Here is a 23241-nt window from a genome sequence, read left to right as displayed (position 1 = left end):
AAATGGTCTGCCAACAGGTGAACTTGCTGCCATTGAACACTAAACGCTATCTGCCGGAAAGAGGCCAGGCCGGTTGCCAGGGTGTGCTCTCTTGCAGCGCTTGTTGTTGATAACGGGCTATGGCGCCTTCCTGTTTCATCTGGCGGATAACGAGCGCCAGCTGGGGAACCAGGGTTTTATGTTTCTCGTGCAGATAAACATATGAGTCAAGGGTATCCATGATGCCTGCGGAGTAGATCCTGGTGCCGGCTTCAGACCTGATGATCAGCGCGGCTATGGCCTGTCTGGCTACCATGGTTTGCTCAATATAGAGATCGCTGCGCCCCTTGAGCAGTTTGCCCATTCCCTGATCCACAGTGCTGATATCAAACAGCTGGGCGGGCGCCACCACCCTGGACAGTGCCAACTCTGGCAACTTGGCCCCGCGGCGGTATTCCACCCGATAAGAGGTGCCGAGCAGGCTGCTCCACCCCTTGAGCTGAATACCTGGAATGGCGGCATACGCCTCATAGGAGAGGGTGAAGTGGGATTCGGGGACTTTCAGCAGGTGGCGGGTTTGCAGTTGATATTCGGTGGCACGATGTATCTCGCCATCGACCTCGCCACTTTCGGCCATATGGGGGGCTCGCCCGCCCGGGTAACCGGCATAGATGAAGTCGTAGCCAAGGCGTGCAAAAGCATCCTGATAAATCAGCTTCAGCCAGCGGCCGTACATGGACTCCTTGGTATCCAGCGAGCTCACCAGAGTAATGGTGCCTTTGGTCGGTGCGCCCATTACCAATGAGGCGTGCAGCAGGAGCAGCATGGTAGAAAAGAAGAGGCAGAAGCTGGGTCTCTGCAGCATGAATTTCCCTGATGGTCAGCGGCTATTAACAGGAGGTTGCTTTCCTCATCCTAGCCCACGGTCGTCGCCGATTCAGATTTTTCGGGGGTGAACCGTGCCTGAAAAAGCGATGAGTGAGCCAGCTATGTTACGCCCGGTCACGGCTCGGCGCGACCGGTGCGATCAGGCTCGGCAGGACATGGAGGGGGGAGTGAGTTGTCAAAGGCTGGAACTAGATGGGTGTCCCAGTTTTGGTCAGCTTTGTGTCGTGGGGATCGGGCGAGCGTGCCGGCACACCGGCGCTGGACTCAGTGCCTCCATCGCGGGGAAAATGCCGGCAAGCCTTTTCATCACAAGGGAACACGATGCTGATTATCTTCAGTGGTTTGCCGGGCAGCGGAAAGAGCACGATTGCGCGTGTCTTGGCCCAGCGGTTGGGGGCTGTCTATTTACGCATTGATACCATAGAGCAGGCCATTCGTGACGCTGAACGGACGGGTGAAGAGATGGGGCCCGCCGGGTATTTCGTTGCCTATGAGCTGGCCAGAGAGAACCTGAAACTCGGCTCGACCGTCATCACGGATTCCGTTAACCCCATCCAGCTCACTCGGGATGCTTACCACGACATAGCCCTCTCGGTCGGGGTGCCCTGTCTCGATATCGAGGTGGTCTGCTCCAACCCTAAATTGCACCGCGAACGGGTCGAGAGCCGGACGGCCGATATTGCGGGATTTGCATTGCCGGACTGGCAGGCTGTGCTCGACCGCGACTATGAACCCTGGGACAGGGAGCGCCTGATACTGGATAGCGCCACCCTGTCAGTAGACCAGAGTGTGGAGCAGATCATTGCCGCGTTGGCAAAGGAATCGTAGGTTCGATTAGCGCAGCGTAATCGGACGAACGAGAGGCTGTTGCTGCGAGTCAGCGGCGGCCAGCCGGAGGGGAAATGTGGCTGGCCGTTATGGCGATTAGAATGGAAGACCTCCATTGATGGGGATCAAGAACCCCATGCTGTAGTCTTTTGACGCACTACCATAGTATCCACTAGCCACCACAAATACTTGCCCTGTAGATGCATCGAGAGGTTGACTATCAATCACACCATACCCCGGTGTTATTTTTTGAGCATCACGAAGGCAGAAATGAGCAGTTTTTCTTGGTTCTAGAACAAATGGAGTATTGAGGCTCGGGATAATGTTCCAAGGAACAAAAGTACCATTAAAATTCTCGCCATTTTTGCCATATATTCTGACTGATACTTGAGCAGACTCCCCAGAAATATTTGATATCTTAATGCATGTCTGACCTACTTGCTCCAAGGTGTAAAAGTCTGGAATTATTGCTGTCCCTGCGAATGACAAGCTAGGTACGAGTAGTAGTGCGCTGGCTAAATATTTCACGTTAATCTCCTATGCATAATAAAGCATTCAATATAGTATGTTAATTAACGTTTTTAGTAAGTGTCCATATGAGGGATGTTTTATTATCTCATAAAGAGATATATGAGGGATATATTGGTAGCAAAGGATGTGGATCCCAGAATCAAAGGCGTCGTAGGTCAGATTAGCGCAGTATAATCGGATGACTGAGATGCGGTACTCCCGGTTGTTGCTGTGAGTCTGCGGTAGACCGCCGGAGAGGGAAATTCGGGTAGCTGTTATAGCGGGAAGAGTGACTTACGCGAATGTCCGATTACGCCTGACGGCATAATTTATGCGCTGACGATATACCGGTGAACTATGCTTTGGGCAGATAACTTATTTCAAGGAGCGACAAATATGACAGAATACCTCGATATTCCACGCATACTTAGTATAGGAACTATTGGTCTTGGTTTTCTCTTGGCTTTATTGGCATTCCGTCTGCTGAATAGAGAGCAAAGCGAAACAAAGTCGCGAGATAAAATGCTTAACGCCATAACTCGATTTATGATTTTCTCATTCAGTTTATGTGTTATTGGTCTTTCGTCTGAAATATATAGGACCTATGCCTCATCAAAAATATCTACCTCTGCTCAACAGGTGCAACCAGGATATTTCGTTTTCTTGTCACCCGAAGAATTACAATCAGCTAGAACGGTAGCCGAAAAATTTCTAAATCAAATTGATAAAAAGTATTTTCAAGAGGCCTATGATGGAACACCAAAACAAGTTAAAAAGTTAATGGGATTTGATGATTTCAAAAGCCAGGCCATAAGAACATCTAATTTAACTGGGGACATTAAGGCAAGGAAATTTTACTTTGCTCAAAAGGGGCCAGGACAAACTCCCGATGGAATGTCAACCCTGTATTACATTACTTTTGTGTCTTCTTACAGCAAGATAATAAATGCTGCTGATACAGTTACTCTTGTTAAAGATGGAGATGTATTCAAAGTTGTTAACTATATGAAAGTTTAGGATCGGCAATCTCTATATTTTAGTAGCAGGTTTGATTCAACTCTGAAGTGCAACTCCTGTTATAAAAATGGCGCCTTAACGGCGCCGTTTTTTATATCACTAACCCAACCCACATCACTGCAGCAGGGAGATATCCGCTACTTGCAGGAACAGGTTGCGCAGGTTGTTCAGCAGTGCCAGACGGTTGGCCTTGAGGCCCTCGTCGTCGGCCATCACCATCACCTCGTTGAAGAAGGTGTCGACCGGCTCGCGCAGGGCGGCCAGACGGGTAAGGGCAGCCTGATAGTCACCGGCCGCGAACAGCGGCGCCAGTTCGGCTTGCAAGGCAGCAACCTGAGTGGCCAGCGCCTTCTCGGCGGCGTCCTGCAACAGCTCGGCCTTGACCACGGTCGGCAGCTCGCCTTCCACCTTGGCCAGGATGTTGCTCACGCGCTTGTTGGCGGCGGCTAGGGCAAGGGCTGCATCCAGGCTGCGGAAGTGGCTGACGGCCTTGACGCGGCGATCGAAGTCCAGCGGACGGGTCGGGCGGCGGGCCAGCACGGCCAGCACCACATCGGCACCTATGCCTTCGTCCTGATAGGCGGCGCGGAAGCGGCCCAGCATAAAGTCGACCACGTCGGTGACGACGGTTTGGTTGGTCAGCTTGTCGCCGTAGACACGTACCGCCTCTTCCACCAGTTCAACCAGATCCAGATCCAGCTGCTTCTCGGTCATGATGCGCAGGGCACCGATGGCGGCGCGACGCAGGGCGAACGGATCTTTGTCACCCTTGGGCAGCATGCCGATGCCAAAGATACCGGCCAGGGTGTCGAGCTTGTCGGCCAGCGCCACGGCGCAGGCTTCCAGAGCGGATGGCAGGGCATCGCCGGCAAAGCGCGGCATGTACTGCTCGTTGAGGGCCACGGCCACCACTTCGTCTTCGCCATCGTGACGGGCGTAGTGCATCCCCATCACACCCTGGGTGCTGGCGAACTCGCCGACCATGTTGGTCATCAGATCACATTTGGAGAGCAGACCGGCACGCTTGGCCTGAGCCACGTTGGCGCCGATGCGCTCGGCGATAAAGCCGGCGACGGTCTCGATGCGCTCGACCTTGGCCTTGACTGTGCCCAGCTGTTGCTGGAACAGCACGGTTTCAAGGCGCGGCAGGCGGGAGGCCAAAGTTTGCTTGAGGTCGGTCTTGAAGAAGAACTCGGCGTCAGAGAGACGGGGGCGAACCACCTTCTCGTTGCCGCTGATGATCTGGCTCGGGTCTTTCGACTCTATGTTGGTGACGAAGATGAACTTCGGCAGCAGCTTGCCGTTCTTGTCGTAGACCGGGAAGTACTTCTGGTCACCCTTCATGGTGTGAACCAGCGCTTCAGCGGGAACGGCCAGGAACTTCTCTTCAAAGTTGGCGGTTAGCACTACAGGCCACTCGACCAGTGCGGTGACCTCTTCCAGCAGTGCGTCGTCCAGATCGGCAACGCCACCGAAGGCGGCAGCGGCCGCTTCGGCGTCAGCCTTGATCTTGGCCTTGCGCGCCATAAAGTCGGCAACCACTTTGCCTTTTTCCAGCAGGATCTGCGGGTACTGGCTGGCGTTGTCGATGGTGAACTCGGGCTCGCCCATAAAGCGGTGACCGCGAATGGTGCGGGCGGAGTCGATACCCAGAATGTGAGCGGGCACCAGATCCCCATCCAGCAGCAGGGTCACGGTGAACACCGGACGCACGAACTGGATGGTCTTGTCGCCCCAGCGCATCATCTTGGGGATGGGCAGCTTGGCCAGTGCAGCAGCGACCAGCTCGCCCAGCAGATCTTTGGCCGGACGGCCTTCGACCTTGGCGGTGTGAACCAGCCACTCACCCTTGTCGGTGACCAGACGCTCGGCCTGTTCAACTGTGATGCCGTTGCCACGAGCCCAGCCTTCGGCAGCCTTGGTCGGCTTGCCTTCGGCATCGAACGCCTGGGAGACGGCCGGGCCGCGCTTCTCGACGCTCTTGCTCGGCTGCTCGCTGGCCAGCGCGTGTACCTTCAGCGCCAAACGGCGCGGTGAGGCGAACCACTCGACGTCGCCGAAGGCCAGGTCGGCCTTGGTCAGCTCAGCTTTGAAGTTGTCGGCAAAGGCTTCGGCCAGGGAGCGCAGGGCTTTTGGCGGCAGCTCAGCTGTGCCGATCTCTACCAGAAATGTATGTTGTGCCATGTCCGTTCCTTAACCTTGCTTGTTCTCAGTGCGCTTGCACATGGGGAAACCCAGCGCTTCGCGGGAGGCATAGTACGCCTCGGCCACGGCCTTGGTCAGGGTGCGAATGCGCAATATATAGCGCTGACGCTCGGTGACCGAGATGGCCTTGCGGGCATCCAGCAGGTTGAAGGAGTGGGCAGCTTTCAGAATGCGCTCGTAAGCGGGCAGCGGCAGCGGCGTTTCCAGTGCCAGCAGGTGCTGGGCCTCTTTCTCGTACTGCTCGAAGCAGTGGAACAGGAAGTCCACGTCGGCGTGTTCGAAGTTGTAGGTGGACTGCTCCACTTCGTTCTGGTGGAACACGTCGCCATAGGTGGTCTTGCCCAGTGGGCCATCGGACCAGACCAGGTCATAGACGCTGTCTACGCCCTGAATGTACATGGCCAGACGCTCGAGACCGTAGGTGATCTCGCCGGTGACCGGCTTGCACTCCAGGCCGCCAACTTGCTGAAAGTAGGTAAACTGAGTCACTTCCATGCCGTTCAGCCACACTTCCCATCCCAGACCCCAGGCACCCAGAGTCGGGTTTTCCCAGTTGTCTTCCACGAAGCGGATGTCGTGGATTTCAGGATCCATGCCCAGCTCTTTCAGGGAGCCCAGGTAGAGTTCCTGAATGTTGTCGGGGGACGGCTTGATGATCACCTGGAACTGGTAATAGTGCTGCAGGCGGTTCGGGTTTTCACCGTAGCGGCCGTCGGTCGGACGGCGGGACGGTTGCACGTAGGCGCAGGCGATGGGCTCCGGGCCCAGAGCGCGCAGACAGGTCATGGGGTGTGAAGTACCGGCACCCACTTCCATGTCCAGCGGCTGAATAATGGTACAGCCCTGGCGGGACCAATAGTCCTGCAGCTGCAGGATCAGGCCCTGAAAGGTTTTGACATCGAATTTTTGCATAGTGTTTTTCGCGCGAAGTGAAATCAGAGCAAGATTTGCTGAATGTGAACCGAAGGAGTATACCGTCTGGCATGGTCGGATAATAGGCGAAATTGTAGGGGATTCATGGGGCGGGGCTGCGCCGGGCCTGGTTGGCCCGGGATGGAAGCCCCCTCATGTGGCCGATGAAATCCCCTTGTCGGACAGAGAGTTGGGCAGAGAAAAATAACAGGAGATGAAGAATGGAACTGCGCTGCGCCTGGGTAACCAAGGACCCGGAATATATCGAATACCATGACAAGCAGTGGGGCCGGCCGGTTTATGACGCCCGCGAGCTGTTTGCCAAGCTCTGCCTCGACGGCCAGCAGGCGGGACTGTCGTGGATCACCATCTTGAAGCGCACCGACAGCTACCATCGCGCCTATGCGGATTTTGATCCCGTGCTGATCGCCCGATTCGACGAGCAGGATGTGGAGCGGCTGATGCAGGACACCGGCATCATCCGCAACCGCCTCAAGGTGCAGTCGATCATCAAAAACGCCCGCGCCTATCTGGCGTTGCAAGAGCAGGGGATCGACTTCGCCGATTACCTGTGGGCCTTTGTCGGCGGCGCCCCCATGGTTAACCAGCGGCAGGGCAACGGCGATATTCCGGCCACATCAAAGGAGTCGGATGCCATGTCCAAGGCGCTCAAGAAGCTCGGCTTCAACTTCGTCGGCAGCACGATTTGCTACGCCTTCATGCAGGCAGTGGGGATGGTGAACGATCATCTGGTCAGCTGCCCCTGCCACGCCGAGTGTCAGCAGCCCGCCTGAGGCTGCTTATCGACCGTGCCAGACTCCCGCCAATAGGCTATCGGTCAGGCCGAATGGCCGGGGGCTGTCGGCCACCCTCTTCCTTGTGACAAATTCGGCTGCATTTGTAGCCGAATTTGGTCCGCCAAGCGCCGCTGGCGCACAAAAAACACTCACTCTCGCCAGCCGTTCAGACCTGCGTCAGACAATGGCGTGATGGCGCGTTACAATCCTGCCCCCGGCATGGTGCCGGACTGTATTCATAGAGGTTTTTTCATGCGAGCCAAGATACTGGTGCCAGCCCTGGCACTGACCATTGCCCTGACCGGCTGTACTACCAATCCCTATACTGGCGAACAGCAGACTGGCAAGGCCGCCTGGGGTGCGCTGGCCGGCGCCGCGACGGGCGCCGCCGTGGGGGCGCTCTCCTCCAGCAAGGGGGATCGCAAGAAGGGGATTCTGACTGGCGTGGCCGCCGGTGCCGCCCTAGGTGGCGGTATCGGTTACTACATGGACGTGCAGGAAGCCAAGCTGCGCGAGAAGCTGCAGGGCACTGGTGTCAGCGTGACCCGCAATGGCGACGAGCTGATCCTCAATATGCCGAACAACGTCACTTTCGATAGCTCCAGCGCCCAGCTGAAAGCGGCCGGTGCCAATACCCTGTCCGGCGTTGCCATGGTGGTTGCCGAGTTCGACAAGACCCGCCTGAACGTGGTCGGTCACACCGACAGCACAGGCTCTCGCGATCTGAACATGAAGCTCTCCGCCCAGCGTGCCGATGCCGTAGCTGCCCAGCTGATCGGCCATGGGGTAACGGGTAGCCGTATCTCCACCCAGGGTGTGGGCCCGGATCAGCCGGTTGCCACCAACAGCACTGCCGCTGGCAAGGCTCAGAACCGCCGGGTGACCATCACCCTGATCCCCACCGCCTAAGTCGTCCCGGTTTGTGGTAACGAAAAGGCCCCGCCAGTGATGGCGGGGCCTTTTGCTATCTGGTGTTGCGGACTTAGACGGCCGCAGTCAGTTGGATTTCCACCTTGTAGCCTTCGTGGGCAAGGCGGGCTTGTACGCAGGCACGTACCGGTGCCGTGTTTGCGTCAGGGGATCCAGGCATCCCGCTCGGCTTAGACAGCCGCAGTCAGCTGGATTTCCACCTTGTAGCCTTCGTGGGCCAGGCGAGCCTGTACGCAGGCCCGGACAGGCGCCGTACCCGCCGGGATCCAGGCATCCCACTGTTCGTTGAAGGCGGCGATGTCCGCAATGTCCTTCAGATAGATGTTGGCCATCAGGATCTTGTCGACCCCGGAGCCGTTGGTTTCCAGCAGGCGCTGCAGGCTGGTCAGCACTTCGCGGGTCTGCTGGTGAATGTCGGCGTCATCCGTGGCGGGCACTTCCACCACGTAGAGGGTGCCGTTGTGGATGACCACGTCTGACCAACGCTGGGTGGTACCGATTCGGGTAATGGCTGTCATGTTTGCTCCGAAACTGGGCTTATTGACCCTTGCGGATCAGATAGCGGTAGGGGGCCTGCTCTGTCTCGCTGGCGACCAGGGTGTGATCCATGAAGCGGCAGAAACTGGGGATGTCGCGAGTGGTTGAGGGATCGTCGGCGCTGACCAGCAGAGTCTCGCCCTGGGCCATCAAGCGCACTTTTTTACGCACCATCATTACGGGTTCCGGGCAACGAAGCCCGATTGCGTCCAACTCATGAGTCGCATTGCAGAATAAAGTAGTCATCAATAATCAACCTTCAACCTTCAACCGCACTTTCTTGCGCGCTATCGTCACGGGTTCGGGGCAACGAAGCCCGATTGCATCCAACTCATGGGTTGCGTCGCAGAATAAAGCACTCATCAATAATCAACCTTCAACCTATTCAGCTGCCAATGATACTCAAGGCGAAAAAATAATCAAACAATGAGGCCTGAATGCAGCATATGTAACCAAAGTGTGATCTGGCCCTACCCACATCTCGCCTTATGAGTAATATAAAAATTGAATCATATTCAACAAGGAGGTGTGAATATGCAGGTCTCCTACGGCAGATTGCAAGCCTACGCAGGCATGGGGTTCTTGGCTTTCGCCATGATAGTGATGGGCAGCCCGATCGGTAATACCGGCACCTGGTTCGGTGCCATGGTGATGATAGGGTTGGGGCTCTGGATCGAGCTCAGCGATTACTACGACGAAGATGAGGACGAAAACGACAACACTTAGCTCCCGGATTTCTCCCACAACGACAAAGGCGGATCACCATCCGCCTTTGTCGTTTCTGGCTGTCGAGAAAGGGACTAGCGGGTCGAGCGCATGGCCCGCTCCAGATGCAACGCCGTCTGCTGCGGATTGGCATTGGGATCGTTGAAGAAGTTGCTCAGCACATCCATGATCGCCTGGCGCATGTTGGTCGGCGTTGCCATCCCTTCCGCCATGCTGGGCAGCAGATTGCCCTCTCGCTCCGCCAGCAGGAAATCCTGATAGGAGCGCAGGGCGCAGCGATCGAACTTGCTCATGTCCGGCTTGGTGAGGGCGGGGATTGAGCCCTTCACCCGGTTGAACTCCTGCTGGAATTTCGGCGTCATCAGCAGCTGGGCCAGTTCACCCTGTGCCTGCAACTGGGCGGGATCCCGCTGCTTGAACATGGCGATAGAGTCCAGGTTATAGCTGAACAGACCGTCGCTGCCCGGGCTGGGCAGACACTCTATGTCTTCCCCTGGCCTGTAGTTGCTCACGCTCAGCTCCCCCTTCACCCAGTCCCCCATCAGCTGCATGGCGGCTTCGCCGGTTTCCAGCTGGGTGGTAGCTTGATGCCACTTCAAACCGACGAAGCTCTTGGGTACGTAGGCGCGCAACTGCTGGAAGCGGGTCAGCACCCGTACCATGTCGGGGCCGGTCAGGGTCGCGCCGTCCAGTTCGACGAAGGCCTTGCGATAGAAATCCTTGCCTCCCTCCCCCAGCGCCACCGTTTCGAACAGCACCGCCAGCTGCCAGGGTTCGTTGCCGATGGCGAGCGGTGTGATGTTCTGTGCCTTGAGCTGCTCTGCCACCACCACGAACTGGTTCCAGTCGGTGGGCGGGGTCAGCTCCAGCTTGTCGAAAACCTTGCGGTTGAGCCAGAGCCAGTTGACGCGGTGAATACCGGTTGGCACCGCCATCAGGGCACCATTCTGGCTGAGGGTTTCGCGCACCATGGCCGGTAGCTGCGGATACCAGCCGAGGTGTTCGGCCATGGGGGTGAGGTCGCGCAGAAAGCCTAGTCCGGCCCACTCCCGCAACTCGTAGCCCTTGAGGTGTGCCGCTTCCGGCGGGTTGGCCGCCAGCGCCCGGCTCTTGAGTACCGTCATGGCGCTCTTGCCACCGCCGCCCTGCACAGCGAAATCGTTCCACTGGTTGCCCTGCTCGGTCCACTCGGACTTGAGCACCTCCACCGCCTTGGCCTCGCCACCGGAAGTCCACCAGTGCAGCACCTCCACCTGGGAGGCGCCTACAGGCAGGGAGAGCAGGGCGACAATGGCAAACGGGAACAACTTCATACTGTGACAGCCTTGAGTGAAGGAGAGTGGTCGGTGCCGACCGCACGCCACCCGTGCAGCACCCCGACACGCTGGGAGGCGGCAATGGGCGAAGAGATCAGGGCGATGACAGAAAAAGATAACCACTTCATAAGGTTACTGCCTTGGTAGGGAGAGGGTGGCCTGCAGGCCGCCCTGCGGGCGATTTTCCAGCACCAGATCGCCGCCGTGGGCGTGGGCTATGTTGCGGGCTATGCCCAGACCAAGGCCGGTACCGGCCAGATCCGTGCTGAGCCGGTAGTAGGGCTCGAAGATGCGCTCGAACTGATCGTCCGGCAGGCCTGGGCCCTCATCCATGATAAAGAGGATCAGCATCTCCTCGTCGTCCATGATGATGATGCGCACCTTCTGGCCGTACTTGATGCCGTTGTCCACAAGGTTGCCGATGCAGCGCTTGAGCGCCAGCGGCTTGCCACGGTAGAGCTGCTTGCAGTGGCCCTCTATGGTCAGCCGTTCGTCATGCAGGTTCATGGACTCGGCCATCTGCTCCAGCATGGCGTCTATGTCCAGTTGCTCTATGTTCTCGTGGATGTCGGTGTCTTTCACCGTCTGCAGCGCCCCCTTGACCATCAGCTCCAGCTCGTCCAGATCCTTGTTGAACTTGCCGATCTGCACCTCGTCGTCGAGCAGTTCGACTCTCAGCCGCAGCCGGGTGATAGGGGTCTTGAGATCGTGGGAAATGGAGCTGAACAGTCGTTCTCTATCATCGATATAACGGCGGATGCGGTGCTGCATGATGTTGAAGGCGCGGGTCGCCGCCACGATTTCCGATGCCCCTTCCTCTTTGAGGGATGGCTGGTCTATATCCTTGCCCAGGTTGACCGCCGCCTTGGCGAGCCTACGCAGCGGGCGGGTCTGCCAGCGCACCAGCAGGAAGGTGAAGAAGCAGAGAAACACCGTCATCAGGGCGATGAAACGCACCTGGTTGCTCGGCATCACTGTATCGTCGAGGGTCATGTAGGGGGCGGGCAGCAGGGCCGCCAGATAGAGCCATTCACCCGGCTCTATCTCTATCTGGGTCACCAGCACGGGCGGATTGAGCGGTTCCAGCGACAGGGTATAGCGGGCCCAGGAGGAGGGCAGATCCGCCAGCAGGGTGTCGTTGTTGAAGACGTGCAGGTCCTCGGGTCGGGAGAAATCCACCTTGATGGCCATGGCGTCCGAGAGCTTGCGGACCAGCACCCCTTGTACCTCTTTGAGCACCAGCGTCTTGCGCTCGCTGTCGGGGATGGCGCTGATGTGGATCTCTTCCTCGTTGAGTGACACGAAGAAGCGGCTCCCCCCCATATTGCGCAGCTGATCCAGCGCGATATGGCGGTACTGCAGCGGCAGGGATTTGAAGAAGTTGACGGTGGAGGCGGCCGACAGCGCCAGATTGCGGGTGGTGCTGAGCATGCCTTCCAGCTCCCGTTTCTGGATCTGCTGCATCCAGATACCGGTGAGAATGGTCTGGGAGAGCAGGATGGCGAGCAGCAGCAACAGCAGCATCCGCGACAGCAGGGAGCGGGGGACCAGCGCCCGCCAGAACCAGCCACTCCTCATGGGATCTCGTGCCTTTTGTCGTTCAGCATGCCGTTGCTACCTTTTTACTCTTCACGGGATCTCGTGTACTTCGGCAATCAGCATATAGCCGCTGCCGCGTATGGTCTTGATGATGCGCGGGCTCTTGCCGTTGTCACCCAGCTTCTGGCGCAGACGGCTGATCTGCACGTCGATGCCACGCTCCATCGGCAGACTCTCGCGGCCCCGCGTTGCATCGGAGATGGTGTCCCTGTCCAGCACCACGCCGGGTTGCTGCAGGAACATGCCGAGCAGCAGGGCGTCACTGCCGGAGAGATCCAGCAGGCTGCCATCGTCGTGGGTCAGCTGGTGGCTCAGGGTATCCAGGGTCCATTCGGCAAAACGCAGGCGGCGGCTCGGTTCTTTCTCTTTTTCCGGCTGGCGGAATTCGGCGCGGCGCAGCAAGGCCTTGATGCGAGCCTGCAGCTCGCGCGGGCTGAATGGCTTGGCGATGTAGTCGTCGGCGCCGAGTTCGAGGCCGATCACCCTGTCTGCCTCATCGGAGGCTGCGGTCAGCATAATGATGGGTACCTGGGAGTCGCGACGGATCTGTTGGCACAGGGTAAAGCCGTCGTCGCCGGGCATCATGATATCGAGAATAATCAGGTCCGGGCTGTGCAGGGCGAGCTGCTGGCGCATCTCGTTGCCTTCCGCCGCCGTCAATACCTGGAAACCGGCCCTGGTCAGGTATTCATTGAGCAGCTCGCGGATCTCTTGGTCGTCGTCGACGATCAGCAGTTGTTTGCTCGTTGACATATGTATGTGCATCCACCCATTTTTTTGTGCAGATTGAACCTGTCGGGGGAGCAAAAAGCAAGCAAGCCCCCCATCTAATGTGAGGTTATGGGCAATATCCTCCCATATAGCGCTCTCTAAATAAAAAAGGCCGACCCAAACGGGGCGGCCAACACGCAGATTCCGACGACAGGAGATCACCCCGTGTGGCGATCTCGACAGACTCGATGACGGGCCGGCAAGGCCGACCCCAAAAAGACAATTCTGGCTCGCCCTCACTGTCGCAGTGAGGGCGAGCCGTTGACATCACACCCGTTCGAACACTGTGGCTATGCCCTGGCCCAGACCAATACACATGGTGGCAAGACCCAGATTGGCGTCCTTCTCCTCCATCAGATGGATCAGTGTGGTGGAGATGCGGGAGCCGGAGCATCCCAGCGGGTGACCCAGAGCGATGGCACCACCGTTCAGGTTGACCTTCTCTTCCGCCACGTCCAGCAGTCCCAGATCCTTGACGCAAGGCAGTGACTGGGCGGCGAATGCCTCGTTCAGCTCGACCAGATCGATGTCGCCTATGGTCAGACCGGCACGCTTGAGCGCCTTCTGGGTAGCAGGCACAGGGCCATAACCCATGATGGCGGCATCGCAACCGGCCACTGCCATGGAGCGTACTCTGACGCGCGGGGTCAACCCCAGCGCCTTGGCACGATCCGCGCTCATCACCAGCATGGCTGAGGCGCCGTCGGACAGGGCCGAGGAGGTGCCGGCGGTCACTGTGCCGTTGACCGGGTCGAACACAGGGCGCAGCTGGCTCAGGGTTTCGACCGTGGTCTCCGGGCGGATCACCTCGTCGTAGTCGTAGAAGAAGCGGGCGCCGCTGGCGTCATGCCCTTCCAGACCAACGATCTCTCTGGCGAAGCGTCCTTCCACGGTCGCGGCATAGGCGCGGCGGTGGGAGCGGGCGGCAAACTCGTCCTGCTGCTGGCGGCTGATGCCGTGCAGCTTGCCCAGCATCTCGGCGGTCAGCCCCATCATGCCGGATGCCTTGGCCACCGACTTGGCCATGCCGGGGTGGAAGTCGACCCCGTGGCTCATGGGCACATGGCCCATGTGCTCGACGCCGCCGATGATGAAGATGTCCCCATCACCGACCTGGATGGCGCGGGAAGCATCATGCAGCGCCTGCATGGAGGAGCCACACAGCCGGTTGACGGTGACAGCACCTACCTGCTTGGGGATCCCCGCCAGCAGGGCAGCGTTGCGGGCTATGTTGAAGCCCTGTTCCAGGGTCTGCTGCACGCAGCCCCAGTAGATGTCCTCGATCTCGTTCGGGTCGAGGTTGGGGTTGCGCAGCAGGATGGAGCTCATCAGGTGCGCGGACAGATCTTCTGCACGCACGTTGCGGAAGGCGCCGCCCTTGGACCGGCCCATGGGGGTCCGGATACAGTCGACAATGACTACGTCTTTCATGAATGGATCTCCTTTCCGCAATCAGTAGAAGGTTTTGCCCTGGGCAGCCATCTCGCGCAAGCGGTCGCTGACACGGTAGAGCGGGCCCAAGTCGGCATACTGGTCGGCCATGGCCACGTAACGATCCAGACCTATGGTGTCCAGATAGCGGAACACGCCACCACGGAAGGGAGGGAAGCCCAGACCATAGACCAGTGCGATGTCGGCCTCGGCCGGCGTGGCGACTATGGCCTCTTCCAGGCAGAGCACCACCTCGTTGATCATGGGGATCATCATGCGGGCTATGATGGCTTCCTTGTCGAAATCCTGTTTCGGCTTGGCAATGGGGGCCAGCAGCTCGTAAGCGGCCACATCGGCCACCTTCTTCGGCTTGCCCTTCTTGTCCTGCTCGTAGGCGTAGAAGCCCTTGCCATTCTTCTGACCGAAGCGGCTGGCGTCGTACATCACATCGATGGCGGTACGGCCTTCCTTGCTCATGCGCGCCGGGAAGCCCTGCGCCATAACGTCACCGGCATGGTGACCTGTGTCGATGCCGACCACGTCCAGCAGGTAGGCGGGGCCCATGGGCCAGCCAAACTCCTTCTCCATCACCTTGTCGACGGCGGCAAAGTCGGCGCCATCGGCGACCAGCTTGTTGAAGCCGAAGAAGTAGGGGAAGAGCACGCGGTTGACGAAGAAGCCCGGGCAGTCGTTGACCACCACCGGCGACTTGCCCATGGCGGCGGCGTAGGCCACCACGCGGTTGATGGTTTCATCGGAGGTCTGCTCGCCGCGGATGATCTCCACCAGAGGCATGCGGTGCACAGGGTTGAAGAAGTGCATGCCGCAGAAGTTTTGCGGGCGCTTCAGTCCCTTGGCCAGCAGGGAGATGGGAATGGTGGAGGTGTTGCTGGCGAGCACGGCGTCTTCGCCAATGATCCCTTCCACTTCGCCCAGCACGGCTGCCTTCACCTTGGGATTCTCGACCACGGCTTCGACCACCAGATCCACGTGCTTGACGTTGTCATAGCTCAGGGTCGGGGTAATGGCGGAGAGCACCTGGCCCATCTTGATGCCATCGATGCGGCCCTTCTCGAGCTGGCCGTTGAGCAGCTTGGTGGCTTCACCCATGCCCAGCGCCAGCGCTTTCTCGTTGATGTCCTTCATCACAGCCGGAATGCCCTTGCTGGCAGACTGGTAGGCGATGCCGCCACCCATGATGCCGGAGCCCAGCACGGCGGCGTGGCTAGTGGCCTTAGCAGCCTGCTTGGCGGCCTTCTTGGCCAGCGCCTTGATGTGCTGATCGTTCAGGAAGATGCCGACCAGCGCCTTGGCGACGTCAGTCTTGGCCAGCTTGATAAAGCCTTGTGCCTCGACCACCAAGGCTTCGTCACGGCTCATGCCGGCGGCGGCTTCGACGGTTTTCACCGCCGTCATGGGGGCCGGATAGTGCTTGCCCGCCACGGCGGCAACCATGCCGGCGGCGGTGCTGAAGCTCATCATGGCTTCCAGCTTGGAGAGACGCAGCGGGGCCTTCTTGGCGGCGCGGCGACTCTGCCAGTTCAGCTTGCCCGCGATGGCATCTTTCATCATCTGTACGGCGGCGCTGTGCAGCGCCTCAGGCGCGACCACGGCATCGACGGCACCCACCTTGAGGGCATCATCGGCACGGTAATCCTTGCCTGTGGTGATCCACTCCAGCGCGTTGTCGGCACCGATGAGGCGCGGCAAACGAACAGTGCCGCCAAAGCCTGGCATGATGCCGAGTTTGGTCTCGGGCAGGCCAATCTTGGCGCTGGTGTCGGCCAGACGAAAATCGGTGGAGAGTATGGTCTCGCAGCCGCCGCCCAGGGCGTGGCCCTTGATGGCAGAGAGGGTCGGTACCGGCAGATCTTCGATGGCGCTGAAGATGTCGTTGGCCTTTTTCAGCCAGCCGAGCAGATCTTCTTGCGGCAGATCGAACAGTTCCAGGAATTCGGTAATGTCGGCACCGACGATAAAGGCGTCTTTGCCGGAGGTGAGGATCAGACCTTTTAGTTCACGTTCTTGTTTTAATGCGGCGATCGCTTCGCTCAGTGAGAGCAGGGTAGCGCGATCCAGCTTGTTGACTGAACCCGGGGCATCAAACCTCAGTTCGGCAATGCCGTTTTCGAGGTAGCTGACCGACAGGGTTTCGCCTTGGTAGATCATGAGAGTGTCTCCTTGTTCCCACTCGGTGGGGGGTGTTGCTCCTTTATCCCCAGCAGGGGGCGAGGCTCACTATTGATCCAAAAGAAGACAATTTCAACACCTATTTAAAACATTTGTTTAACAGGTTTCGAGTAAAAGCTCGCCTCAGGTTAACAGTCAAAATAAAGGCGTCTGATGACGCCTTTATTAATCTTGAACCTTGTCAGCTGGCTAGTTCAGGCCGATCCCGATACTGGCTCAGCACATCGGGATCGGCGAGAGCGTGGGTGTTGTTGACGGGCCGGTTGTGCACCACTTCCCGCACCGCCAGCTCCACTATCTTGCCGGACTTGGTGCGCGGAATGGCGTCCACCTGCAGGATGCGGGCCGGCACGTGGCGGGCGGTGCAGTGCTGGCGCACCTGCTGGCGGATGCGCTCGCGCAGTGCTTCGTCCAGCTTGAGACCAGGCTTGAGCTTGACGAACAGCACCACCCGCTCGTCTTGCTGCCACTGCTGGCCGATGACGATGCTCTCTTCCACCTCGTCCAGCTGCTCCACGTAGCGGTATATCTCGCTGGTGCCGATGCGCACGCCCCCCGGATTGAGAGTGGCATCGGAGCGGCCATAGAAGAGGATGCCGCCAGTGTCGGTCAGCTCGATCCAGTCGCCGTGGCACCAGATGTTGTCGAATCGTTCGAAGTAGGCGGCGTGGTACTTGTCCCCGCTCTCGTCCCCCCAAAAGCCGATGGGTTGGGCCGGGAAGGGCTTGGTGCAGACCAGTTCCCCCTTTTCCCCCTGCACCGGCTGGCCCGCCTCGTTGAACACCTGTACCGCGAGGCCGAGGCCGCGTCCCTGGCTCTCGCCGCGATAGACGGGGCTGATGGGATTGCCGATGACGAAGCAGGAGCAGATGTCGGTGCCGCCGGAGATGGAGCTCAGTTGTACATCTTTTTTGATGCCTTGATAGACGTAGTCGAACCCTTCCGGTGAAAGCACAGAGCCTGTGCTGCAGATGAGCTGCAGCTGTGGCAACTCATGGGTCTTGATGGGGGCATAACCCTGCTTGTGCAGGGCATCCAGGTACTTGGCCGAGGTGCCGAACAGGGTAATCTTCTCGTCTCGCGCCAGATCCCACAGCACCTTGCCGTCCGGATAGAAGGGGGAGCCGTCATAGAGCACCAGAGTGGCGCCGGAGGCGAGTGCGCTCACCAGCCAGTTCCACATCATCCAGCCGCAGGTAGTGAAGTAGAACACCCGCTCCCCCGGCTTGATGTCGCAGTGCAGCTGATGCTCCTTGAGATGTTGCAGCAGGGTGCCGCCTATGCCGTGGACGATACATTTTGGCTTGCCGGTGGTGCCGGACGAATAAAGGATATAGAGCGGATCGTTGAAGCCCATGGGCTCGAACTGCAGACTGGCATCCGGCTGGCTGGCCAGCACTTGCTGCCAGTCGTGGCCCAGTTGCAGGGGATTGCCGAGCAGGGGAATCATCACCACCTGCTCTATGCTGTCGATCTGGCTGACCACGCCGGCCACTTTGGCCTGGATGTCGATGGCCTTGCCGTTGTAGCGATAGCCGTCTACCGCAAACAGCACCCTGGGCCGGGTCTGGCCGAAGCGCTCCACCACGCTGGCCTCGCCAAAGTCGGGGCTGGTGGAGGTCCAGATAGCGCCCAGGCTGGTGGTTGCCAGCATGGCCACCACGGTTTCCGGGATATTGGGCAGGTAGGCGGCGACCACGTCGCCCCGACCTATCCCCTGGCTGCGCAGCCACTGGGTCAGTCTGGCCACCTGATCCGCCAGTTCACGCCAGCTCAGGGTGCGGCTTGGGCTGCCTTCGATGCGGGAGATAATGGCCGGACTCTCATCCTGGCGGCGCAGCAGGTTTTCGGCGAAGTTGAGTCGGCTATCGGGAAACCAGCGTGTGTGCTGCATATCCTGGCGGTTCTCTGCCACTATGTCGCCGAGTTCCCCTTTGACACCGCAGTGCTGCCACACCAGAGGCCAGAAGCGAGTGGTCTTTTCCACCGACCACTGATAGAGCTGGGCATAGCTGTGCAGTTGCAGGCCGTGGAAGCGGTTGACCTCGCCCATAAACTGCTGGAGATTGGATTGTTGAATCCTGTCCTGATCCGGTTGCCACAGGCAAAGATTGTGCATGAGTAGTCCCTGACTGCATGTATCTACCGGCAGTGTATTGAATTGTTTTTTATTTGTTAATGATTGGTTTTTGTTTCATAACAAAAGCTTTGTAACGTATGCGTTACCTCACGAAGCGATAGCTTGACGGTTCGAGCCTTGATTCGCTTGATGTTATGCTGAAATCACATTTCTCCCGGAGCAGGACGCCATGAGCAGCTACAGCCAACTTTTTGCCCAGCACCTCGATACCTTGCAGCATCGCACCCGCGACATACTGCAACAGCAGGGGCTCAGCGGCCTGGCCATCCACTCCGGCCAGACCCACCGCATCTTCCTCGACGACCAGGATTACCCCTTCAAGGTGAATCCGCACTTCAAGGCCTGGTTGCCGGTACTGGACAATCCCCACTGTTGGTTGCTGGTGGATGGTGTAAGCAAGCCGGTGTTGCTGTTCTACCGGCCGGTGGATTTCTGGCACAAGGTGGCAGAGCTGCCCAATGCCTTCTGGGTCGACTTCTTCGACATCCGCTTCCTGACGAGGCCGGAGCAGATCGCCGATCATCTGCCTGCCAGCAAGCAGGAGTGGGCTTATCTGGGCGGTCATCTGGAAGTGGCCGAGCTGCTGGGGCTGGGTCAGCCCAACCCGGAAGCCGTGCTCAACTATCTGCACTATCACCGCGCCTACAAGACGCCCTATGAGCTGGAGTGCCTGCGCGAAGCGAATCGCATCGGTGTGCGTGGCCACATCGCTGCCAAGGACTCCTTCATGGCGGGGGCGAGCGAGTTCGAGATCAACCTGGCTTATATGAAAGCCGTTGGCCAAGGGGCCAATGACGCGCCTTACGGCAATATCGTTGCCATCAACCGCAATGCGGCCATCCTCCACTACACCCACTTGTCTGCCTTGCGGGTGCCGGATGCGGAACGTTACTCCTTCCTCATCGATGCAGGGGTGGACTTTCACGGTTATGCCGCCGACATTACCCGCACCTGGGCCTGGCGCAGGGGCGAGTTTGCCGATCTGATTGCGACGCTGGACTCACAACAGCAGGAGATTATCGAGGAGATAAAGCCGGGGCGGCGCTACAGCGAGCTGCATCTGCAGATGCACCACAAGCTGGCGCGACTGCTGCAGTCCGTGGAGTTGGTTGACATGTCAGTGGATGAGATGATCCACACCGGCGTGACCAATGTCTTCTTCCCCCACGGCCTGGGTCACTTCCTTGGCCTGCAAGTTCACGACGCGGGTGGTTTCATGCAGGATGAGCGCGGTACGCACCTGTCTGCTCCCGAACAGTTCCCCTACCTGCGTTGCACCCGGGTGATGGAGGTGGGCCAGGTGTTCACCATAGAGCCGGGTCTCTACTTCATCGATAGTCTGCTGGAGCCACTGCGTCAGAGTGAGCAGGGCAAACGGGTCAACTGGAACAAGGTGGAAGCGCTGCGTCCGTTCGGCGGCATCCGTATCGAGGACAACATAGTGTTGCATGCCAACGGGGTGGAGAATATGACGAGACAAGCGGGTCTCTGATGGCGGCTGGCTATTCCATCCCTGCCGTGCCGCTGGAGCTCAGTGAAGAGATCAAGAAGAGCCGCTTCATCACGTTTATTGCCCATACACCGACGGTCGAGGTGGCCAAGGCGTGGGTAAACGAGATAAAGCAGTTGCACCCCGGGGCCCGGCATCACTGCTGGGCTTTTGTTGCCGGGGCGCCGCAAGATAGTCAGGTTTACGGCTTCAGCGATGATGGCGAGCCTTCGGGGACTGCTGGCAAGCCTATGTTGGCACAGCTGATGGGATCCGGACTGGGTGAGATAGCCGCCGTTGTTGTGCGCTACTACGGTGGCGTGCTGCTGGGTACCGGCGGTCTGGTCAAGGCCTATGGTGGCGGTGTCGGTGCAGCCCTCAAGCGACTCGAGACTCAGATCAGGCATCAGCAAACCCCTTCTCTTATCCAGTGTGATTACACCGACATGGGCGCGGTAGAGGCGCTGCTCAGCAGCCATCACGGTCAGGTACTGGATGCCGATTATGGTGCTCGCGTCACTTTGCAGGTCGCGTGGGAATCCTCTGTTTGGGCCCAGGTTGATCGGGAATTGACCGACCGAACCCATGGACGGGTATCCCTTCGCTCCTTAGATGGCTAGAATCCATCGCTCTTTTAGCCTGAAGAGGGAGCCGGAATGCACATTCTGAGCATTATTCGCATCGTTGGCCTGCTGGTTGCGCTGTTCAGCTCGACCATGTTGTTGCCCGCCATGGTTGCGTTTGGTTATCGGGATGGTGGTGGTGCCGAGTTCGTCAGCTCCTTTTTTATCGCGCTTCTGCTTGGCGTGCTGCTCTGGTTCCCCAACCGCCATCACAAGAAGGAACTCAGATCGAAAGAGGGCTTCCTCATCGTCGTCTTGTTCTGGACTGTGCTGGGCAGTGTGGGCGCCGTCCCGTTCATTATCGGCGACGTCCCCGGTATGTCGGTCTCGGAGGCCTTTTTCGAATCGTTCTCCGGCCTGACCACCACGGGAGCAACCGTGCTGACCGGGCTGGATAACCTGCCCAAGGCCTTCCTGTTCTATCGTCAGTTGCTGCAGTGGCTGGGGGGGATGGGGATCATAGTGCTGGCGGTCGCCATCTTGCCGCTGCTCGGCATCGGCGGCATGCAGCTTTACCGTGCCGAGATCCCGGGGCCGGTCAAGGATACCAAGGTGACGCCACGCATTGCCGAGACTGCCAAGGCGCTCTGGTTCATCTATCTCTTGCTGACCATGCTCTGCGCCCTTGCTTACTGGCTGGCGGGGATGTCGCTGTTTGACGCTATCTGCCACTCCTTTTCCAGCCTCTCCATCGGCGGTTTCTCCACCCACGACGACAGTATCGGCTTCTTTAACAGTCCGGCGATAAACCTCATCACAGTGTGCTTCCTGCTGATCGGCAGCATCAACTTCGGCCTGCATTTCATGGTGTTTACCCATACGCCGGTGCGTCTGCTGAGCTATCTGCGCGATCCTGAAGTAAAAGTGTTCCTCGGTATCCAGCTGTTCCTGTTTTTGTTCTGCGCGGTCGTGCTGCTGCATCACAACCACTATGAACATTGGCAGGAGACCCTCAACCACGCCCTGTTTCAATCGGTATCGCTCGGCACTACCACGGGTTACAGTACCACCAGTTATGCGGATTGGCCCTCTATCCTGCCCATGATGCTGATGTTCTCTTCCTTTATTGGTTGCTGCGCCGGCAGTACCGGAGGGGGCATCAAGGTGATGCGTTTCATGATCCTGTTCATGCAGGGGGTGCGGGAGTTGAAGCGGCTGGTGCATCCGCGCGCCGTCTATACCCTCAAGCTGGGCCGCAAGGCGGTGTCGGACCGCATCGTCGAGGCAGTATGGGGTTTCTTCGCCACTTACATTATTCTGTTTGTGCTGTTCATGCTGGCACTGATCGCCACCGGGATGAATGAGGTGACTGCTTTCTCTGCTGTGGCGGCGACGTTGACCAACGTGGGACCGGGTTTGGGGGATGTGGCCTCCAACTTTGCCGGTACCAGCGCCGCAGCAAAATGGATACTGATCCTGGCCATGTTGTTTGGTCGATTGGAAATTTTCACGCTTCTGGTACTGTTTACCCCCGCATTCTGGCGTAGTTGAGGTTGTTATGGACAAGATTCTGGTGCTTTATTCCTCTCGGGACGGCCAAACCCGCAAAATCATAGATGTCATGCTGGAGGAGATGCCGGGATGCGAGGTGGTGATGCATGATCTGCATGCCCTGCCCATGTGCAACCTCAGCAAGTACAAGAAGGTGCTGATCGGCGCATCTATCCGTTATGGTAATTTTCATCCCAGCTTGCTCAGCTTTATCCACGCTCATCAGGAGCAGCTGGAGGTGGCCAACGCGGCCTTCTTCTGCGTCAATCTGACCGCGCGCAAGCCGGAGAAACAAACGCCGCAGACCAATGCCTATATGAAGAAGTTCCTGCGCCTCTCTCCCTGGAAACCCAAGACCTTGGGAGTGTTTGCCGGTGCGCTTCAGTATTCCCGCTATAACTGGTGGCAGACCCGCATCATTCAGCTGATCATGAAGATGACAGGTGGTAGCACGGATACCAGCAAGGATCTCGAGTTTACTGATTGGGAAAAGGTGCGCAGTTTTGCCCGGGAATTCTGGTCAAAAAGATAGCAACCTGATGTGAATACAGGGTTTATTGCCCGAAGGAGCCCCGCTGATGCGGGGCTTTTGTTTAATAAAACAACGGTTGAACCGCAAAACCGCAGAAAGTGCCATTTTTTGCGGTTTTGCTCTTGTCATCCTGGCGCGGCTCCCTATAATGCGCCCCTACCAGTACGGCGGAACACGCCAACCTGATGAGCCAGCTTCCTTGTGAAGCCGGCGCCGAAAGAAAAGCGAAAACAACCGCTTGACTTTTGAAGTGAGGAGCGTAATATGCGCCTCCTCAACGCGACAAGCGTGACGCTCTTTAACAATTTGAATCAAGCAATCTGTGTGGGC

Annotated in this window: 23 protein-coding genes and 1 pseudogene; 10 read left to right on the top strand and 14 right to left on the bottom strand. The window is 58.4% G+C overall.

The genetic code is table 11. The annotated features are described in order from the left end of the window. Positions 1-46: 46 nt before the first annotated feature. Entirely contained in the window at positions 47-844 is a 798-nt protein-coding gene (locus GWQ27_RS19145) for a hypothetical protein (protein ID WP_275908078.1), read from the bottom strand. 344 nt (positions 845-1188) lie between these two features. On the opposite strand from GWQ27_RS19145, the gene GWQ27_RS19140 reads away from it, so the two are divergent. Then, the gene (locus GWQ27_RS19140; protein ID WP_275908077.1) at positions 1189-1695 is read left to right on the top strand and encodes an AAA family ATPase; all 507 of its coding nucleotides are present in this window, start codon (positions 1189-1191) and stop codon (positions 1693-1695) included. Positions 1696-1791: 96 nt separating this feature from the next. On the opposite strand, the gene GWQ27_RS19135 is transcribed toward GWQ27_RS19140, so the two are convergent. Further along, positions 1792-2223 carry a hypothetical protein gene (locus GWQ27_RS19135; protein ID WP_275908076.1) on the bottom strand — a complete coding sequence of 144 codons (432 nt, stop codon included), beginning with the start codon at positions 2221-2223 and terminating at the stop codon, positions 1792-1794. Between the two features lie 378 nt (positions 2224-2601). On the opposite strand from GWQ27_RS19135, the gene GWQ27_RS19130 reads away from it, so the two are divergent. Next, positions 2602-3222 (top strand): DUF4019 domain-containing protein, encoded by a 621-nt coding sequence (locus GWQ27_RS19130; protein ID WP_275908075.1) that lies wholly within the window; start codon positions 2602-2604, stop codon positions 3220-3222. A 114-nt stretch (positions 3223-3336) separates the two neighbouring features. Here the strand turns inward: GWQ27_RS19130 and glyS are convergent, their stop codons facing one another. Together glyS and glyQ are read right to left on the bottom strand one after the other, a co-directional pair. Next, positions 3337-5406: a glycine--tRNA ligase subunit beta gene (gene glyS, locus GWQ27_RS19125; RefSeq protein WP_275908074.1), complete on the bottom strand. Its 2070-nt coding sequence runs from the start codon at positions 5404-5406 to the stop codon at positions 3337-3339. A 9-nt stretch (positions 5407-5415) separates the two neighbouring features. Further along, positions 5416-6339: a glycine--tRNA ligase subunit alpha gene (gene glyQ, locus GWQ27_RS19120; protein ID WP_005320598.1), complete on the bottom strand. Its 924-nt coding sequence runs from the start codon at positions 6337-6339 to the stop codon at positions 5416-5418. 221 nt (positions 6340-6560) lie between these two features. On the opposite strand from glyQ, the gene GWQ27_RS19115 reads away from it, so the two are divergent. Both GWQ27_RS19115 and GWQ27_RS19110 read left to right on the top strand, forming a co-directional pair. Then, positions 6561-7133: a DNA-3-methyladenine glycosylase I gene (locus GWQ27_RS19115; RefSeq protein ID WP_111589755.1), complete on the top strand. Its 573-nt coding sequence runs from the start codon at positions 6561-6563 to the stop codon at positions 7131-7133. Positions 7134-7388: 255 nt separating this feature from the next. Beyond that, the gene (locus tag GWQ27_RS19110; protein ID WP_042468577.1) at positions 7389-8045 is read left to right on the top strand and encodes an OmpA family lipoprotein; all 657 of its coding nucleotides are present in this window, start codon (positions 7389-7391) and stop codon (positions 8043-8045) included. 73 nt (positions 8046-8118) lie between these two features. On the opposite strand, the pseudogene GWQ27_RS22275 reads toward GWQ27_RS19110, so the two are convergent. The 3 genes and pseudogenes from GWQ27_RS22275 to tusA all read right to left on the bottom strand — a co-directional run. Continuing rightward, a pseudogene (locus GWQ27_RS22275) lies at positions 8119-8208 on the bottom strand (endoribonuclease L-PSP); the annotation flags it as partial. Positions 8209-8236: 28 nt separating this feature from the next. Next, on the bottom strand, positions 8237-8584 hold the full coding sequence (locus tag GWQ27_RS19105) for a RidA family protein (RefSeq protein WP_111589754.1): 348 nt from the start codon (positions 8582-8584) through the stop codon (positions 8237-8239). A gap of 19 nt (positions 8585-8603) precedes the next feature. Beyond that, on the bottom strand, positions 8604-8849 hold the full coding sequence (tusA, locus tag GWQ27_RS19100) for a sulfurtransferase TusA (protein ID WP_058395855.1): 246 nt from the start codon (positions 8847-8849) through the stop codon (positions 8604-8606). On the opposite strand from tusA, the gene GWQ27_RS19095 reads away from it, so the two are divergent. Beyond that, positions 8830-9033, top strand: coding sequence for a hypothetical protein (locus GWQ27_RS19095; RefSeq protein ID WP_275908104.1), 204 nt, complete (start codon positions 8830-8832; stop codon positions 9031-9033). The two genes, tusA and GWQ27_RS19095, sit on opposite strands and share 20 nt — an antisense overlap. Before the next feature lie 104 nt (positions 9034-9137). Beyond that, positions 9138-9329 carry a hypothetical protein gene (locus GWQ27_RS19090; RefSeq protein WP_021140660.1) on the top strand — a complete coding sequence of 64 codons (192 nt, stop codon included), beginning with the start codon at positions 9138-9140 and terminating at the stop codon, positions 9327-9329. A 74-nt stretch (positions 9330-9403) separates the two neighbouring features. On the opposite strand, the gene GWQ27_RS19085 is transcribed toward GWQ27_RS19090, so the two are convergent. The 7 genes from GWQ27_RS19085 to GWQ27_RS19055 form a co-directional block, all read right to left on the bottom strand. Further along, positions 9404-10642 carry an ABC transporter substrate-binding protein gene (locus tag GWQ27_RS19085; RefSeq protein WP_096117895.1) on the bottom strand — a complete coding sequence of 413 codons (1239 nt, stop codon included), beginning with the start codon at positions 10640-10642 and terminating at the stop codon, positions 9404-9406. Continuing rightward, positions 10639-10773, bottom strand: coding sequence for a hypothetical protein (locus GWQ27_RS19080; RefSeq protein WP_272947615.1), 135 nt, complete (start codon positions 10771-10773; stop codon positions 10639-10641). Before GWQ27_RS19080 ends, GWQ27_RS19085 begins: the two co-directional genes overlap by 4 nt. Positions 10774-10777: 4 nt before the next feature. Further along, positions 10778-12223: an ATP-binding protein gene (locus GWQ27_RS19075; RefSeq protein ID WP_021140662.1), complete on the bottom strand. Its 1446-nt coding sequence runs from the start codon at positions 12221-12223 to the stop codon at positions 10778-10780. A 51-nt stretch (positions 12224-12274) separates the two neighbouring features. Then, positions 12275-12997: a response regulator transcription factor gene (locus GWQ27_RS19070; RefSeq protein WP_005320571.1), complete on the bottom strand. Its 723-nt coding sequence runs from the start codon at positions 12995-12997 to the stop codon at positions 12275-12277. A 285-nt stretch (positions 12998-13282) separates the two neighbouring features. Next, entirely contained in the window at positions 13283-14467 is a 1185-nt protein-coding gene (gene fadA / locus GWQ27_RS19065; RefSeq protein ID WP_198519299.1) for an acetyl-CoA C-acyltransferase FadA, read from the bottom strand. Further along, positions 14468-16615: a fatty acid oxidation complex subunit alpha FadB gene (fadB, locus tag GWQ27_RS19060; RefSeq protein WP_275908073.1), complete on the bottom strand. Its 2148-nt coding sequence runs from the start codon at positions 16613-16615 to the stop codon at positions 14468-14470. A gap of 202 nt (positions 16616-16817) precedes the next feature. Further along, positions 16818-18755, bottom strand: a complete 1938-nt coding sequence (locus GWQ27_RS19055; protein ID WP_275908072.1) for an acetoacetate--CoA ligase — start codon at positions 18753-18755, stop codon at positions 16818-16820. A gap of 190 nt (positions 18756-18945) precedes the next feature. On the opposite strand from GWQ27_RS19055, the gene pepQ reads away from it, so the two are divergent. Genes pepQ through hemG form a run of 4 tightly spaced genes read left to right on the top strand, consistent with a single transcriptional unit; the run spans position 18946 to position 22911 of the window. Next, positions 18946-20268 (top strand): Xaa-Pro dipeptidase, encoded by a 1323-nt coding sequence (gene pepQ, locus GWQ27_RS19050; protein WP_275908071.1) that lies wholly within the window; start codon positions 18946-18948, stop codon positions 20266-20268. Beyond that, positions 20268-20885 carry a YigZ family protein gene (locus GWQ27_RS19045; RefSeq protein ID WP_275908070.1) on the top strand — a complete coding sequence of 206 codons (618 nt, stop codon included), beginning with the start codon at positions 20268-20270 and terminating at the stop codon, positions 20883-20885. Before pepQ ends, GWQ27_RS19045 begins: the two co-directional genes overlap by 1 nt. Positions 20886-20921: 36 nt before the next feature. Further along, positions 20922-22379 (top strand): TrkH family potassium uptake protein, encoded by a 1458-nt coding sequence (locus GWQ27_RS19040; protein WP_159167327.1) that lies wholly within the window; start codon positions 20922-20924, stop codon positions 22377-22379. Positions 22380-22386: 7 nt separating this feature from the next. Continuing rightward, positions 22387-22911: a menaquinone-dependent protoporphyrinogen IX dehydrogenase gene (gene hemG / locus GWQ27_RS19035; protein ID WP_181455374.1), complete on the top strand. Its 525-nt coding sequence runs from the start codon at positions 22387-22389 to the stop codon at positions 22909-22911. Positions 22912-23241: the final 330 nt, after the last annotated feature.

The sequence above is a fragment of the Aeromonas sp. 5HA1 genome (assembly GCF_029237245.1).
Taxonomy (GTDB): Bacteria; Pseudomonadota; Gammaproteobacteria; order Enterobacterales; family Aeromonadaceae; genus Aeromonas; species Aeromonas salmonicida.
The sequence above is the reverse complement of the archived record's forward strand: the minus strand, read 5'-3'. Positions and strand labels throughout refer to the sequence as shown.

Coding starts and splice junctions, on each gene's coding strand:
- GWQ27_RS19145 (WP_275908078.1), bottom strand. CDS start 844: ATGCTGCAGAGACCCAGCTTCTGCCTCTTCTTTTCTACCATGCTGCTC.
- GWQ27_RS19140 (WP_275908077.1), top strand. CDS start 1,189: ATGCTGATTATCTTCAGTGGTTTGCCGGGCAGCGGAAAGAGCACGATT.
- GWQ27_RS19130 (WP_275908075.1), top strand. CDS start 2,602: ATGACAGAATACCTCGATATTCCACGCATACTTAGTATAGGAACTATT.
- glyS (WP_275908074.1), bottom strand. CDS start 5,406: ATGGCACAACATACATTTCTGGTAGAGATCGGCACAGCTGAGCTGCCG.
- glyQ (WP_005320598.1), bottom strand. CDS start 6,339: ATGCAAAAATTCGATGTCAAAACCTTTCAGGGCCTGATCCTGCAGCTG.
- GWQ27_RS19115 (WP_111589755.1), top strand. CDS start 6,561: ATGGAACTGCGCTGCGCCTGGGTAACCAAGGACCCGGAATATATCGAA.
- GWQ27_RS19110 (WP_042468577.1), top strand. CDS start 7,389: ATGCGAGCCAAGATACTGGTGCCAGCCCTGGCACTGACCATTGCCCTG.
- GWQ27_RS19105 (WP_111589754.1), bottom strand. CDS start 8,584: ATGACAGCCATTACCCGAATCGGTACCACCCAGCGTTGGTCAGACGTG.
- tusA (WP_058395855.1), bottom strand. CDS start 8,849: ATGACTACTTTATTCTGCAATGCGACTCATGAGTTGGACGCAATCGGG.
- GWQ27_RS19090 (WP_021140660.1), top strand. CDS start 9,138: ATGCAGGTCTCCTACGGCAGATTGCAAGCCTACGCAGGCATGGGGTTC.
- GWQ27_RS19085 (WP_096117895.1), bottom strand. CDS start 10,642: ATGAAGTTGTTCCCGTTTGCCATTGTCGCCCTGCTCTCCCTGCCTGTA.
- GWQ27_RS19080 (WP_272947615.1), bottom strand. CDS start 10,773: ATGAAGTGGTTATCTTTTTCTGTCATCGCCCTGATCTCTTCGCCCATT.
- GWQ27_RS19075 (WP_021140662.1), bottom strand. CDS start 12,223: ATGAGGAGTGGCTGGTTCTGGCGGGCGCTGGTCCCCCGCTCCCTGCTG.
- GWQ27_RS19070 (WP_005320571.1), bottom strand. CDS start 12,997: ATGTCAACGAGCAAACAACTGCTGATCGTCGACGACGACCAAGAGATC.
- fadB (WP_275908073.1), bottom strand. CDS start 16,615: ATGATCTACCAAGGCGAAACCCTGTCGGTCAGCTACCTCGAAAACGGC.
- GWQ27_RS19055 (WP_275908072.1), bottom strand. CDS start 18,755: ATGCACAATCTTTGCCTGTGGCAACCGGATCAGGACAGGATTCAACAA.
- pepQ (WP_275908071.1), top strand. CDS start 18,946: ATGAGCAGCTACAGCCAACTTTTTGCCCAGCACCTCGATACCTTGCAG.
- GWQ27_RS19045 (WP_275908070.1), top strand. CDS start 20,268: ATGGCGGCTGGCTATTCCATCCCTGCCGTGCCGCTGGAGCTCAGTGAA.
- GWQ27_RS19040 (WP_159167327.1), top strand. CDS start 20,922: ATGCACATTCTGAGCATTATTCGCATCGTTGGCCTGCTGGTTGCGCTG.
- hemG (WP_181455374.1), top strand. CDS start 22,387: ATGGACAAGATTCTGGTGCTTTATTCCTCTCGGGACGGCCAAACCCGC.